The 13,571-nt window shown below is 59.5% G+C and carries 11 protein-coding genes; 9 read left to right on the forward strand and 2 right to left on the reverse strand.

Annotated features, from left to right (window positions below; translation table 11 throughout):
* Positions 1-3 precede the first annotated feature (3 nt).
* Both truA and eccB read left to right on the forward strand, forming a co-directional pair.
* Positions 4-852, forward strand: a complete 849-nt coding sequence (truA, locus tag QKB66_RS07275; protein WP_311517792.1) for a tRNA pseudouridine(38-40) synthase TruA — start codon at positions 4-6, stop codon at positions 850-852.
* 65 nt (positions 853-917) lie between these two features.
* Positions 918-2,228 carry a type VII secretion protein EccB gene (eccB, locus tag QKB66_RS07280; RefSeq protein WP_311517791.1) on the forward strand — a complete coding sequence of 437 codons (1,311 nt, stop codon included), beginning with the start codon at positions 918-920 and terminating at the stop codon, positions 2,226-2,228.
* 18 nt (positions 2,229-2,246) lie between these two features.
* Here eccB and QKB66_RS07285 read toward each other — a convergent pair whose 3' ends face one another.
* Positions 2,247-3,461 (reverse strand): S8 family serine peptidase, encoded by a 1,215-nt coding sequence (locus tag QKB66_RS07285; protein WP_414252993.1) that lies wholly within the window; start codon positions 3,459-3,461, stop codon positions 2,247-2,249.
* Between the two features lie 7 nt (positions 3,462-3,468).
* Complete coding sequence (gene eccD, locus QKB66_RS07290; RefSeq protein WP_414252994.1) at positions 3,469-4,872, reverse strand: type VII secretion integral membrane protein EccD; 1,404 nt, start codon at positions 4,870-4,872, stop codon at positions 3,469-3,471.
* A 237-nt stretch (positions 4,873-5,109) separates the two neighbouring features.
* Here eccD and eccCa point away from each other — a divergent pair, with 237 nt between their 5' ends.
* From eccCa to glmM, 7 genes are all read left to right on the forward strand, one after another.
* The gene (eccCa, locus tag QKB66_RS07295; RefSeq protein WP_414252995.1) at positions 5,110-8,850 is read left to right on the forward strand and encodes a type VII secretion protein EccCa; all 3,741 of its coding nucleotides are present in this window, start codon (positions 5,110-5,112) and stop codon (positions 8,848-8,850) included.
* Positions 8,847-9,977: a type VII secretion-associated protein gene (locus tag QKB66_RS07300; RefSeq protein ID WP_414252996.1), complete on the forward strand. Its 1,131-nt coding sequence runs from the start codon at positions 8,847-8,849 to the stop codon at positions 9,975-9,977. Before eccCa ends, QKB66_RS07300 begins: the two co-directional genes overlap by 4 nt.
* A 119-nt stretch (positions 9,978-10,096) precedes the next feature.
* Positions 10,097-10,414: a WXG100 family type VII secretion target gene (locus QKB66_RS07305; protein ID WP_061920581.1), complete on the forward strand. Its 318-nt coding sequence runs from the start codon at positions 10,097-10,099 to the stop codon at positions 10,412-10,414.
* A 46-nt stretch (positions 10,415-10,460) separates the two neighbouring features.
* Entirely contained in the window at positions 10,461-10,748 is a 288-nt protein-coding gene (locus QKB66_RS07310) for a WXG100 family type VII secretion target (RefSeq protein ID WP_061920583.1), read from the forward strand.
* A 325-nt stretch (positions 10,749-11,073) separates the two neighbouring features.
* Positions 11,074-11,517, forward strand: coding sequence for a 50S ribosomal protein L13 (gene rplM / locus QKB66_RS07315; protein WP_034656527.1), 444 nt, complete (start codon positions 11,074-11,076; stop codon positions 11,515-11,517).
* Positions 11,517-12,059: a 30S ribosomal protein S9 gene (rpsI, locus tag QKB66_RS07320; protein WP_248092707.1), complete on the forward strand. Its 543-nt coding sequence runs from the start codon at positions 11,517-11,519 to the stop codon at positions 12,057-12,059. The genes rplM and rpsI overlap by 1 nt, the downstream gene beginning before the upstream one ends.
* 126 nt (positions 12,060-12,185) lie before the next feature.
* The gene (glmM, locus tag QKB66_RS07325) at positions 12,186-13,529 is read left to right on the forward strand and encodes a phosphoglucosamine mutase (protein WP_248092705.1); all 1,344 of its coding nucleotides are present in this window, start codon (positions 12,186-12,188) and stop codon (positions 13,527-13,529) included.
* Positions 13,530-13,571: the final 42 nt, after the last annotated feature.

Consider the following 13,571-nt stretch of genomic DNA (forward strand, 5'->3'; position numbering starts at 1 on the left):
AGCATGCGTCTGCGTATCGATCTGTCCTATGACGGCACGGATTTTCATGGTTGGGCCCGTCAGAAGGGCGAGCTGCGTACGGTGCAGGAGGTTCTCGAAGACAATCTTTCGATGATCCTGCGCCATGAGGTCGAACTGACCGTGGCAGGGCGCACGGATGCCGGTGTGCATGCGGCAGGCCAGGTCGCGCACTTCGACATTCCAGCTAGTGCACTCGAGCAGCGGTCGATTGATGGTGACCCGGTAAAGCTCGTGCGTCGCCTAGCGAAGCTCCTTCCGGAAGACGTTCGCGTACATGACTGCCAGCAAGCACCAGAGGGCTTTGACGCGCGCTTTTCGGCCCTTGAGCGCCACTACGTTTACCGCATCACCACGCATCCGCGCGGGGCATTGCCGACGCGCGCCCGCGACACTGCGGTCTGGCCGAAGCCGGTGGACATCGAGGCAATGCAGCAAGCCGCGGAGCAGTTGGTTGGCTTGCATGACTTCGCCGCCTTTTGTAAGGCAAAGCCGCATGCCACGACAATCCGCGACCTTATGTCTTTTGAGTGGGTCGATGTATCTACCCCGAGCGAGCCGCAGCTTTATGAAGCCCGCGTGGGCGCCGACGCCTTTTGCTGGTCGATGGTTCGCTCCCTCGTCGGTTGCTGCTTGCGGGTAGGCGAGGGCTCCCGAGGAATCGACTTTGCCTCGGAGATGCTCGCTTTGAACTCCCGTTCTTCCCACATTCCGCTAGCGCCGGCAAAGGGGCTGAGCCTGGTCCAGGTGGACTATCCGGCAGATGCTGATTTGGCGGCGCGTGCTGCGCAGACCCGTGACCGTCGCACTGCGGATGAGCTTTCGCTGGGCTAAGCTAACGCGTGGAATGACAAAACTAGGGCAGTAGGGGTGCTGCCTTGTTTGAGGGGGAATTTTGCATGCCACGTCCAATGCCGACGACGAAAGCACAGGTATCCGGGCATAAATTTTTGCAGCGCCGCGTGGAGCATGGCCTGATACTTGGCGATATTCGCATGATTCACGATCCTTTAGCGAGCCGGCGCCGCGCCCTCATCTTTGGGAGCATCGCAGTGGCGTTTCTGGCTATTGGTTCGGGAATGCTCGCGTGGCTCCAGCCCAATCCCAATCCGGGCGATGCCCCCATCGTGCGCTCGCAGCAAGGCCAGCTTTTCGTTCTGGTTAATGATTCCTATCATCCGGTGAGCAATTTGGCCTCCGCGCGCCTTATCGCGGGAGAGCCGGCGGCACCCCAGGCCATGGGCAATGAGTTCTTGAGCAATGCGCGGCTCGGCACTCCGCTAGGCATCGCTGATGCCCCGGATTACTTGGCCAATCCTGCAACCCCGACACAAGGCTGGGCGGCCTGTTATGCGGCCGCGGCTGACGAGGACAAAGAAAATCCCACCACGATTGACGGGGAAGGCAGCCGGCCCGGGGAGACTGTGGTACTGGCCAACGCCAAGGTTGAGCACCTCCGCAGTGAGGAGGCGGCGTTGGTTTCCACAGGTGGCAAGGAATGGCTATTGACTTCGGCAGGGCGCGTAGAGCTGCCTTCTGCTGCCTCGACACAGGGCCGGGTGCTGCGCCGCGGCATCGGCGTGCGCGATGATTCCTATGTGTGGCAGATCCCGGAGGATTTGCTGAATGCCTACGCGGAGCTGCCACCGCTGCGCTTTCCTGAGCAAAACCCGCAGATTTTAGACACCGGCGATGATCTGTGGGTGCGTGTAGGCGCAGGTGATGAACAGGGCGTGGCCTCGATTACTCCTACGCAGGCAGAGATGCTGGCAGGCATGGGCGCCTCGCACGAATCAGTCGATGGCGCCGAAGTCGCCGCGCTTTCCGACGCCGCGTTACCCTTCAACCTGCCCGCCAATTCATATGATTTCCTGTCTCCAGGTCGTGGTTGGCTCTGCGCGGATGAGCGGGGCGCAACGGTCTTGAGCCCCGCGGTTGAGGCTACTGTCTCTATTGCCGGCAAGGCCACTGCTGATCGGTTCGCTGGCTTGGAAGCTGGCGGGGTAGGAGTAGACAGCGGTCACGGTTTCCATGTGGTTTCGGCGACGGGTATCAGGCACTCCGTGGCACAAGGCGCACTAGTCGAAGCGCTGGGCACGACCACGCAGGCAAAAGTCCCGTGGGAAATCTTGCGGTTGCTGCCGGAGGGCTCTCCTCTAGACCGCGAAAGCGCCTTGGCGAGCCAGGGCGGCGATGAGGGAACCGAGTAGAGCGCCGGCTTCTAATTCCTAGTGCTGTTTGGCGCGCCGCAGCGTTGCGGCGATCACGCCAGCAAGGCCGAGCGCTCCAAGCAAAGCCATAAGCCGGGTTGGTACCTGGCTGTGATGCATGGCAGCTGGATAGACGGTGACTGTCTTTTCTTCGTCTTCTGCCTCAGCGTTTTTGTCATTGTCTTGTGCCCGGTGAAAGGTAAGAGCTTGCAGCGGATCGATGAAGCCGTGGCCTGGCTCGGCAGCGGCATAGATACGCTCGCGCAGCTGTGCCGCTGAATCGTGCGGATAGCGTTGGGCGAGTAGCGCCACGGTTCCCGTGACCACTGGAGCGGCAAAAGAAGTACCGTGGAACTCAGCAGCCTGCTTGCCACCGGTGCTTTTGGCTTCTGCCCATTGATTACCCGGTGCTAGGGCGAGCGGGACATGGCCTTCGGCGCTTAGCTCTGGTGCTCCATTGCGGGCAGGGATGGAATAGTCCGCGACCTCGTGCGCAGAAGAAAGCGCGCCCACTGCAAGAACGGTATCCGCATGGGCTGGATAGACGGTGTCTTCCTTGGTGCATCCATCGGAAGAAGCATTGCCCGATGCCGCAACTATGACCGTTCCTTCGTGCTCTGCGCGTTGGAGCGCGGCGTCGAGATCGCGAGTGTCGACGCGGTCCGCGGCGTCGCTCGGAATGCAGGAAACTACCGAGATGTTGATGACCTTGGCCTGTTCATCCAAGGCGCGGTTTAATGCGGCGGCCAAAGTCTCCAGCGTGCCGGAGGTACTTTCTGAGTTAGCAGCGCGGTGCCGATAGTGCGCGCTGGTTTGCCGGATGGATAAAATCTCGGCCCGCGGCGCAATGCCGATGTCATAGCCTGCGATGACGCCTGCAACCGCGGTGCCATGTACATCGCAGTCCCGCAAAGGATCTGGTTCTTCAGGTGTGACAAAGTCATCCACGCCGCGCAAAGCGCGCAGCTGCGGGTGTGGGCTGACACCAGTATCGATGACGGCAACTTTGATTCCCTCGCCAGTGGCAAAGGAATGCAACCGCGCCCGATACGCGCTTTGCTCCGCTGAGGTATGCGGTGACTGCGCTGCCGCAATCGGCTGTGCACAGGCGACGTCGGGTTCACGCGCCGACGCTAGGGTCGGCGCGGTAAATGCAGAAATTGCTGCTGCCGAGGGAAATCCCGCTAGCAGTAATGCGGCGAGCCTTTTCTGGACGGTTTTTGACTTCACCATGCTGGACCTATCCCAGTCCGCGGATGAGGAAGAACAGGCCTGCCACATGCGCGGCGAGCGGCAAGCACGCGGCCACCGCGATGGTTTCGGCGCGTTCGTACCAGGCAATCGTGGTGGGCTCAGCCGCTGCAACCTTGTGCGACCACAGCGGAGTAGAGGCCATCGCCGCCACAATGATGAACCCAAGCACACTCATCACCCACAGGCTCCACGGAGCTGGGTGAGCAAGCTCTTGCCAACCCCGGCCCACTAGCACCACAGCGGCGGTAGCGGCCGCCAGCGCACACGTGGAAAGCGCCCAACTGGAGACCACCCGGGCGTGCCGCACGGAATGCAATACCGTGGCACCGGCTAAGGTCAGGCATAAAAGCTGTGCGAATAATGCGGCTATGGCGTCCGAACGGCTCAACGGCATTCCTGCTACAACCATGAGGCTGGGAATGCCGGCGATAGCTGCGCCGATGCAGATGCCCTCATATGCAAGCCCGGCGCGCTGTGCCCGCGCATCGACGTCGCTTTGTACCGAGTCGGAGACGTTGAGGCTTTGCCCAGCGGTGGGAAGTTGCGGGACCTTGAGCCCTGCTAAATGGGTGGACAGTGAGGCGGCGTTCGCCAAGGCAAAGACCATGGCCAGCAACAAACACGCAGCACCGGCAGCAGGTACAACTTCGGGGGCTGTGGGACCAGCGAGTCCGGCGGACTGCGCGCCGGGTAGATAACTGCCGGCCGCGCCAACTGCGAAGAGTATCGCGGCAGAGATGGTCAACATGGCCAGTCGGGTTCCGCCGAGTCGCGCCATATGGCAGGCACATAAAGCAAGAAGTGCGCCTGCGCAGGCGGCCCATATTCCCCACGGCATTTCATCTTGAGCAGGCGCAACAAAAAGCCAGCCCGCTGTACTAGCAGCGAGGATGAAAAGGCTCGTTATAAGCGTCGAACGCGTCCATAGCGCGAGGGCGAATGCGCCAAGGGCACACGCAGCTGCCGCCGCTGCGAGACCTGCGAGCGCCGCGATGATGCAGCTGGCGCCGAGCAAACCACAACTTGCCCACAGCGTGGCAGTGCGCGCGGGTTTAGCATCGGCGGCATCGTGTGCAAGTGCTTCTGCCGCATCGCGCACGATGGGCGCAGGCTTGTCAGCGACTTGCTCGATGAGAAGCAGACTGCCATCGTGCAGTGGCGTGCGCTCCAGAGCCGTGCTGAGAGCAATGGCCTTTCCACCAGCGGTGCTGGCTTGGAGCGGGACGGTGAAAATCGGGGCGTCGACAAGCAGCAAAAGCTCGCCCAATGCCTCCCCGATACTGACGTTTAAGGGCAAACAAACGTCAGCCTCTTTGCGGAATTCACCGATGTTGAATCGAACCGTAAGCCGCACAGATTGTGTGGGCGCGATGCTTGGCGCATGCCTCATGTGCAAAAATCCTCCCCCGAGAATCCTGAAGGCGCCAAAATTATTGGCTTTTGCCTTCTCCCCCTTGCCTATAGGCACACATTGTGGCTTACTAGTGGCAACGTGTCCACCGCAGTCAACATTTTGGTGTCTGCGTGTTTGGCCACGAAGGTAGCTGGGGTGCTGCCTCGTGGTTTAGATAAGCAGGAAAAGCGTGTGGGCGCGGCACAAAAATCGGAGGGATTTTTATTGGGGGGAATGATGTCCATTCTTGGGCTTTCGCGCGAGAAAATTGTCGAACCTTTAGACAGCGCACTTCGCGAGCCGGCTCCGCCGCTTCCGCAGGCAGGCATTGATGCAGAGCCAGTTCCGGAGGCCGTACGCCCGCAGCCCGTGCCGCTGATTAGGCTGCTCATGCCGATTGTCATGGTGGCTGCGATGTTGGGCATGGTCGCGCTCATGGTGTTGGGAGCAGGGCCTGGCCGCCGTATTAGCCCGATGAGCTTGATGTTCCCGCTCATGATGTTGGCCTCTGTGTTCATGATGATAAATCCGCAGGGTGGCTCCCAGGATCCGGATGAGACGCGGCGGACTTACTTGCGGCATTTGAAAGCGCTGCGGGAGAAGGTTCTTGAGGTCTCTGCCGCGCAGCGCGCGCATGAGGAACATCGCAACCCGGCGCCGGCTCAGGTCGCGGCGTTGGTGGGAAGCTACCGGATGTGGGAGCGAAATGCCGATGCCCCGGATGCATTGGAGGTGCGGGTAGGAACTGGCCCGATGTCGCTGTGTGTGCCTATCAACGTGCCGGACTCAGGAGCTACGGAAGACCTTGACCCAGTCTGTGCGGTCAGCGTGCGCCATACGGTCAATGCTTTGCGCACGTTGGCGCAGATGCCGGTGGTCATACAGATTCAGGCTTTCAATTATCTGGGGCTTAGCGGAGAAAATGCCGCTGGTGTAGCGCGCGCTATGGTGGCGCATTTGGCAGTGGCGCATGGCCCGGAAACGCTGGGAATTGAGGTTTATCCGCAGGCCAGTGGGCCGTGGGAATGGGTGAAGTGGTTGCCCCATGCACGCGCCCCGAAAAAGGCGCGCTTTCGCATCGTGCTTGTCGACGCCACAGCAATCCCACCGCATGAGGACCTTTGGGCAGAAGAGGAAATAACGGCCTATATCTGTGTAGGAGTGCAACGCTTTACGCCGCTTGGTCAAAGGGCCGAAGAAGACGGCATCTTCTTGGTGGCCGATGACAAGCTACAGGTAGTAACCGCCGCCGGGGAGGAAGTTCTCGGTGTGCCGGACATGGTTTCAGCGCCCGATGCTTTATTGCTTGCCCGAAATTTAGCGCGCTTTCGCAGGCCAGATTCTTATCGCGGGATTAAGACTCGCAAGCACAAAAATGACCTTCTGGATCTGGTCGGGGTGCGTGATGTGGATGAGCTTGCTGCCAGCGGGATGTGGCATGGCCGCGCCGGGGAACAGCGGCTGAAAGTGCCGATTGGCTTGGACGAGGTTGGGCAGCCGGTCTTTCTCGATTTGAAAGAATCCGCCCAGGGCGGAATGGGCCCACACGGGCTATGTATCGGCGCCACCGGCAGTGGCAAGAGCGAGCTCCTTCGAACACTCGTGACGTCTTTGGCGGCCACACATACGCCGGCCGAGTTGAACCTGGTGCTCGTGGATTTCAAGGGCGGCGCCACCTTTTTGGGCTGTGATTCGCTACCGCACACCTCGGCGGTGATTACCAACCTGGAGGATGAATCTACGCTAGTAGAGCGCATGCACGATGCTATCTCCGGCGAGATGAATCGCCGCCAGGAGCTGCTGCGTGCGGCGGGTAACTTCGCCAACGTCGATGCCTTCAATGCTTCGGCGTCTGCGGTTGGAAAATTCGGTCCGTTGCCGGCGCTAGTCATCGTGGTCGACGAGTTCTCCGAGTTATTGGGGCAGCATCCTGATTTCGCAGAGCTTTTCGTCGCGGTGGGCAGGTTGGGCAGGTCTTTGCATGTGCACCTGCTTTTGGCATCGCAGCGCCTGGAAGAAGGCCGATTGCGCGGGCTGGATTCGCACCTTTCTTATCGCATCGGTTTGAAAACTTTCTCCGCAGCCGAATCCCGTCAGGTACTTGGCGTCACGGATGCTTATCATCTGCCAGCCCAGCCGGGCGCGGGCTATCTCAAGACGGATGCCGATGCCCCAGTGAGCTTCCAAGCCACGTATGTATCGGGGCCGGTTGAACGCCAAATCCCCGTGGCTATCGGTTCCTCCGAGGAAGGCGAGGCAGCTGCGCATGTCGCGCGCGGGCGAATCAGCCTTTTCAATGGCTGGCCTGAAAATACGGATGAGGATGCAAAGCCTGCACAACCAGATACGCAGACGGTGGTGGACGATACGCAAACGCTTCTCGACGCCGTGGTCTCCGCCGCCGCCAGCGAGGCACAACGCCGTCAGCAGAAAGCGCATCGCATCTGGTTGCCGCCGCTGCCTGATGTAGTGGAGCTTTCCAAGGTGGTGGGCAATACCCGCGAGCAATTGGCAGAACAAGCAGGGCCGCCGAACCTGGAAGCGGCGCTCGGCATCATCGATAGGCCATATCACCAGCGCCAGGATCGCCTCCTCGTAAACCTCGCAGAAAAAGGCGGCCATCTAGCCATTTGCGGCGGGCCGCAATCGGGTAAATCCATGGCGTTGCGCAGTCTAGTGAGCACCTTGGCGGTGCTGAACCTGCCTACACAGGTGCGCTTCTACGTCATCGATTTAGGCGGCGGGGACTTAGCTCCATTGGAGCGTCTCCCGCATGTCGCCGGTGTGGCTGGACGAGCAGAACCCGAAAAGGTCCGCCGCATCGTGGATGAAGTAGTAGGGCATATTCGGTGTCCAAGTGAGACCCATACTTTTCTGGTAATCGATGGCTGGCACCACATTGGTACGGCTGGTGCGGAATACGAGGATTTATCTGAAGCTATCACCGGCATCGTTGCCGATGGTGCCTCAGCCAATATCCATGTGGCGGTAAGCACGAACCGTTGGACCAGCCTGCGGCCAAACGTGCGTGACCTTATTTCTCAACGATTGGAGCTGCGCCTCGGCGAGGCGATGGATTCGCTCATCGACCGAAAGGCCCAGCAAAAACTGCCGAGCGCGCCGGGGCGGGGCCTTACTGGGGAAGGCGAGAACATGCTCATTGCGGTAACTGCCAATCAGGACATCGCTCACGTCGGGCGTCTGCATGCGGACTCACTTCCTGCCCCGGCTCTGAAAATGCTGCCGGATAGGCTTGATGAGGTACCCGCTCAAGATGCAGAAGCTGGTATCCCATGGGGAATTGGTGGACCGGATCTCGAGCCGCTTTATTGGAACCCAGACACGACTGCGCATGTTGTTTGCGTGGGCTCTCAAGGCTCCGGAAAATCTACCTTCCTGCGCACCCTGGTTCGTGGAATCGAGGCATTCCCGCGTGAGGAAGCCCGCTTGGTTGTTTTGGATCAGCGCCGCGCCCACCTGGGGGAGTTCAACCCTGAGATGGTCGCTGCCTACGCGGCAAACACCGCCGCCTGCCAACAAGTCATCAGCGATACCGTACGCACCCTGGAAGCCCGAATGCCCGGCGCGGAAGTGACCCCGTCCGAGTTGGCGGCCCGCTCGTGGTGGGAGGGGCCGGAGATCTATCTAGTCATTGAGGACCTTGATCTCATAAGCGAGATCACTTTGGCGCCGCTCCTTGAGCTGCTTCCGCATGCCCGGGACATTGGCCTCCACCTCATCATCAGCCGCAAGTCTGGCGGAATCTCGCGCGCCTTGTTTAGCCAATTCCTCTCTGCAGTACGTGACCTGCAGCCGGCGGTATTCCTTCTTGATTCCGATCGCGAGGAGGGCACCATCTTCGGACTTAAGCCAGCGGTCCAACCAGCTGGCCGGGGCCAATGGTTCGTCCGCGGGGCGCTTATCGGCATTGCCCAATCTCTCTACACCGAACCAAACCAGGAGAATGACTCATGAATTCCATGCTGACCGGCGACAATCCAGCTACTGGTTGGACAGAAACCGAAACTCTCGTCGTTACCATTTTGGATGCTGCCACCATCTTTGAAGGTCCTGAAACCGTCTACCGTTATGACCTGCCAGGCACGGGCATCGTCGAAGGCTGGGCGTTAAACGCCGTCGTGGAACAATGCGCGAAAATCTGCGGCCCGCAATGGCCGCAGGTTAACGCTGAGGTGATCGTTGATATTTCCGGTACCGCCGTATCTTTCGAAGCGGCAGAAATTCTGCGTCGCCAGCTCGCTGTAACCGGAGTATCCGTAGCTCCCGGTGAGGAAGAAGACTTTGCGAGGCCTGCCTCGCAACCCAGCCCGCTAGAGAGTGGGCCACTAGAAAATGAAGCGGTAGAAAATGCTGAATTTTCAGCCGGACAACCGGCACAAATGTCGCGAACAATTAACGGTGAAGAATCCGGTGATAACACCAGCCTTAAGCCGGAAAAACTACGCGTTAAAAAGAACGGCATTGCAAGCAAGGCGGCGCTGCCGGGCTGGTTCGATCCCTTCTATGCCTCCATAGCGGCAATCGTGCTCATTGTCGCTGTCCTTTCCTGGTGGGCAGTGGGGCGAAGTACCGAGACTGCGCCAGCGGCGGAGGCGATGCCTTCGGAAGAGGAGGCATCGCCAAGCGCTCCTGCAAAACAAAGCATGAGCGCTAACACGGAAGATGGGGCACAGCCGGAACTCGCGCCGGGCCAAAAAGAACTCGATGTTGAGGGCATGCACGTGGTCTTGCCGCTTGGATTTCAAACGGAGATCAAGGACGGGGTTGTTACGGCAACTGGTGAAGACCCCAACCTGCGAATTCTGCTTGCAGCCGATCCCCTCTATGCAGTGCCAGCCGACATGCTCTTGAAGGAACTCCATGCCGAAATCGAGGCCGATCCCGCCCTAGGCGAGGCACACGAAGAAGCAGGCCGGCTTTCTTACAAAGAAGACCCCGGAGACGGTTCTAAGATCGCGTGGATGACGTGGGCTGACAAGGACCACCAGCTATCCGTGGGTTGTCATACAAGGTACGAGGCCAACGTGGTGCAAAAGGCTGCTTGCCGCATGGCCGTGGAATCGCTGGTCAAAAAGATCTAAAAAATTTGGCGCTGTGGGAACCTCTTGCGGAAAAGGACAGTCCAATAAAGATGAGAAAGCCGCACTCGGCTTTTTCGGGGGAAATACACACCACTTGAGCCCAAAGGGAGGGGCAAGAAATGACTCAGCTGTTTAAGACTGAAGCCGATGTAATGGTGGCCACCGCTGGCCGCGTGGACACCACCAACGATGAAGTGCAGGGGGAACTGACTCGTCTCCAGGGCGTAGTGGATTCTGTACGAGCTAACTGGGACGGCCGTGCACAGGTCTCCTTCGACAACCTGATGCAGCGCTACAACACCTCGGCGCAGCAGCTGCGCGAGGCACTGACCTCGATTTCTGACAATATCCGTGACAACGCACGTCACTTCGATGACGTTGAGGCCACCAACGCACAGGCATTCAGCAACGTCGGCGGCGCGGGCCTCGCGCTTTAAACACACATCATTGGCAAATACTGGACAAGAAGAAAAGGAAGAAAGCATGTCTGCCATCAAGTACGAATTTGGTGCCATCGCCGGCGCTGCCGCTGATATCAACTCCACCTCCGGCCGCATCAACGGTCTGCTCGGTGACCTGAAATCCACCCTGCAGCCGATGGTTGCTACGTGGGAAGGCGAGTCGGCTGCTGCATATAACGAAGCACAGGCTAAGTGGGATAAGGCAGCGGCGGAGCTCAACACCGTGCTGGCCACCATTTCGAAGACTGTCTCGCAGGGCAACGATGCAATGAGCGACGTCAACCGCCGCGCAGCTGCAAGCTGGGGGTAAGAAGCTTTCACGCGCATAAGCGCGCAGCCGGGCCCAGAATTTCACCGTTAGAGCAGGGTTTTCAGGAGGCGAACGCAACCAGCTGCGTGTTTTAGAAAAGTTCCTTGCACTACTTTTGGCAACAGCCTTTGGTGGAGCAGGGGACTTTCGGCGTTTTAGCGGCGTTTTGGGTTTCAAGCTGCGCCCGAGTAGGGTTATAGCCCTATGTGTTCGCGCTGTTGTATAGCGCGCGTTTTCTGCAGGTCCCCACCGGCCGCTGTAGCAAAGCGTTTGGACATTCATAGCGTTGGCCGGCAGTCCTCAGACAGACTTTCAAGGAGTCATTTTGTCTACTTTCCACCCGAAGAGCGGTGACATCACCCGCAAGTGGTACGTCATCGACGCTACCGATGTGGTACTGGGCAAGCTTGCTTCCACCGTTGCAGACATGCTGCGCGGTAAGCACAAGCCACAGTTCGCACCGAACGTTGATTGCGGCGACCACATCATCATCCTGAACGCGGACAAGATCCACGTTTCCTCCAACAAGCGCGAGCGCGAGATGCGCTACCGTCACTCCGGTTACCCGGGCGGCCTGAAGTCCATGACTCTTGGTCAGTCCTTGGACACCAACCCGGTTCGCGTTATCGAAGAAGCTGTTAAGGGCATGATGCCGCACAACAAGCTTTCCGACGCCTCCATCAAGAAGCTGCACGTCTTCGTTGGTGAGGAGCACCCTTACGCCGGTCAAAAGCCGGAGACCTTCGAGTTTAAGCAGGTGGCACAGTAATGACCGAGCAGAACATCGCAAACGCTGACAACAACGTAGCCGACGCTGCCGACATCGCTGCAGCAACCGCTGCGACCGAGGAGTTCACCAGCACCATCGGTGATTCCATCGCTACTTCCACCGAGGCAGAGGCTGAGACCGCTGCTCCGATCCACGAGGGCCCGATCCAGACCGTCGGTCGCCGTAAGCGCGCCGTCGCTCGTGTTCGCCTCGTGGCTGGTTCCGGCGAAATCACCGTTAACGGTCGTTCCTTCGAGAACTACTTCCCGAACAAGCTGCACCAGCAGGACATCCTCCTGCCGCTGACCCTGCTTGAGCGCGAAGGCCAGTTCGACATCAAGGTCACCGTTGCAGGTGGCGGCCCGACCGGCCAGGCAGGCGCTCTGCGTCTGGCTATCGCTCGTGCACTCAACGTCTACAACCCGGCTGACCGCGCTGCCCTCAAGAAGGCTGGCCTGCTCACCCGTGACGCACGTGCCGTCGAGCGTAAGAAGGCTGGTCTGCACAAGGCACGTCGTGCCCCGCAGTACTCCAAGCGTTAATCTTTCGCTTACGTACAGCTCAAGCCGTTGCTTCCTTTTTGGAGGCGGCGGCTTTTGCCGTTTTCGCACCCCGCAAGGCTTACCTCATGCTGCGCGGTGGTGGGGCCAACGTGCATAATTAGATCCATGACTCGACTTTTTGGAACCGACGGTGTTCGCGGTCTTGCGAACTCGAAGCTCACCCCAATCTTGGCTCTGCAGCTGGGACAAGCAGCGGCGGAAGTGCTTACCGCCAACCGTGAGTCCTACGAGCGGCGGCCCCTGGCCATCATCGGCCGCGATCCCCGCGTCTCTGGCGAAATGCTGGATGCTGCTATTGCTTCCGGCCTGGCCTCCCGTGGCGTCGACGTCGTGCGAGTGGGCGTTTTGCCCACCCCAGCTATTGCCTTCCTGACCGATGATTATGGGGCAGACCTGGGCGTGATGATTTCCGCATCCCATAACCCGATGCCAGACAACGGCATCAAGTTCTTCTCCGCGGGCGGCAAGAAGCTGCCTGACGACGTCGAGGATCAGATTCAGGCCGCCATGGAGACGCTGACCGAACATGGTCCAACGGGCACCAAGCTGGGCCGTATCATCTCCGAGGCACCAGACGGCCGCGAGCGCTACCTGAAGCACCTAGCTGAGGTCGTTACTACCGACCTCAGCGGCATCAAGGTCGTTGTGGATGCCGCAAACGGTGCCGCCTCCAAGGTCGCACCGAAGGCATACGCGGATGCGGGTGCTGAGGTCATTGCCATTCACAACAAGCCGAACGCCTTCAACATTAACGAGGATTGCGGTTCTACCCACATCGAGAAGGCCCAGGCGGCCGTCGTCGAGCACGGCGCTGACCTCGGCCTAGCACACGACGGCGACGCTGACCGCTGCCTGGCTGTCGACGCCGACGGAAACGTCGTCGACGGTGACCAAATCATGGCCCTTCTGGCAGTGGGCATGAAGGAAGAAAATGACCTGCGTTTCAACACTCTCGTTGCAACGGTGATGTCCAACCTCGGACTGAAGCTTGCCATGCAGGAGCAGGGCATTGAGGTCAAGGAGACCGCCGTCGGTGACCGCTACGTCTTAGAAGAGCTCAACCGCGGCGATTACTCGCTCGGTGGTGAGCAGTCTGGTCACCTAGTGCTGCCGGATGACTGCACCACTGGTGACGGCACGCTGACCGGCCTTTCCATCATGGCTCGCATGGCTAAGTCCGGTAAGTCTCTCAAAGAGCTGGCGTCCGTGATGACCGTGTTGCCGCAGGTGCTTATCAACGTCCCGGTTTCCGATAAGTCCAGCATCATGGCTTCCCAGGAAGTTCAGGACGCAATCGCTGCGGCCGAGTCTGAGCTCGGCAGTACCGGCCGCGTTTTGCTGCGTCCTTCTGGCACGGAGGAGCTTTTCCGTGTGATGGTTGAGGCAGCTGAAAAAGAGCAGGCACGCAAGGTAGCAGGACGCCTTGCAGCTGTCGTAGCCGCTGTATAAGCAGCCTTTGCGCATAATTTAAAAGCCAGTCTGTGCGGTGAA

It is taken from the genome of Corynebacterium sp. c25Ua_89, from assembly GCF_047459735.1.
GTDB classification, from domain to species: domain Bacteria; phylum Actinomycetota; class Actinomycetes; order Mycobacteriales; family Mycobacteriaceae; genus Corynebacterium; species Corynebacterium simulans.

Coding starts and splice junctions, on each gene's coding strand:
- rpsI (WP_248092707.1), top strand. CDS start 11,517: ATGACCGAGCAGAACATCGCAAACGCTGACAACAACGTAGCCGACGCT.
- truA (WP_311517792.1), top strand. CDS start 4: ATGCGTCTGCGTATCGATCTGTCCTATGACGGCACGGATTTTCATGGT.
- QKB66_RS07285 (WP_414252993.1), bottom strand. CDS start 3,461: ATGGTGAAGTCAAAAACCGTCCAGAAAAGGCTCGCCGCATTACTGCTA.
- eccB (WP_311517791.1), top strand. CDS start 918: ATGCCACGTCCAATGCCGACGACGAAAGCACAGGTATCCGGGCATAAA.
- eccD (WP_414252994.1), bottom strand. CDS start 4,872: ATGAGGCATGCGCCAAGCATCGCGCCCACACAATCTGTGCGGCTTACG.
- QKB66_RS07300 (WP_414252996.1), top strand. CDS start 8,847: ATGAATTCCATGCTGACCGGCGACAATCCAGCTACTGGTTGGACAGAA.
- QKB66_RS07310 (WP_061920583.1), top strand. CDS start 10,461: ATGTCTGCCATCAAGTACGAATTTGGTGCCATCGCCGGCGCTGCCGCT.
- QKB66_RS07305 (WP_061920581.1), top strand. CDS start 10,097: ATGACTCAGCTGTTTAAGACTGAAGCCGATGTAATGGTGGCCACCGCT.
- glmM (WP_248092705.1), top strand. CDS start 12,186: ATGACTCGACTTTTTGGAACCGACGGTGTTCGCGGTCTTGCGAACTCG.
- eccCa (WP_414252995.1), top strand. CDS start 5,110: ATGATGTCCATTCTTGGGCTTTCGCGCGAGAAAATTGTCGAACCTTTA.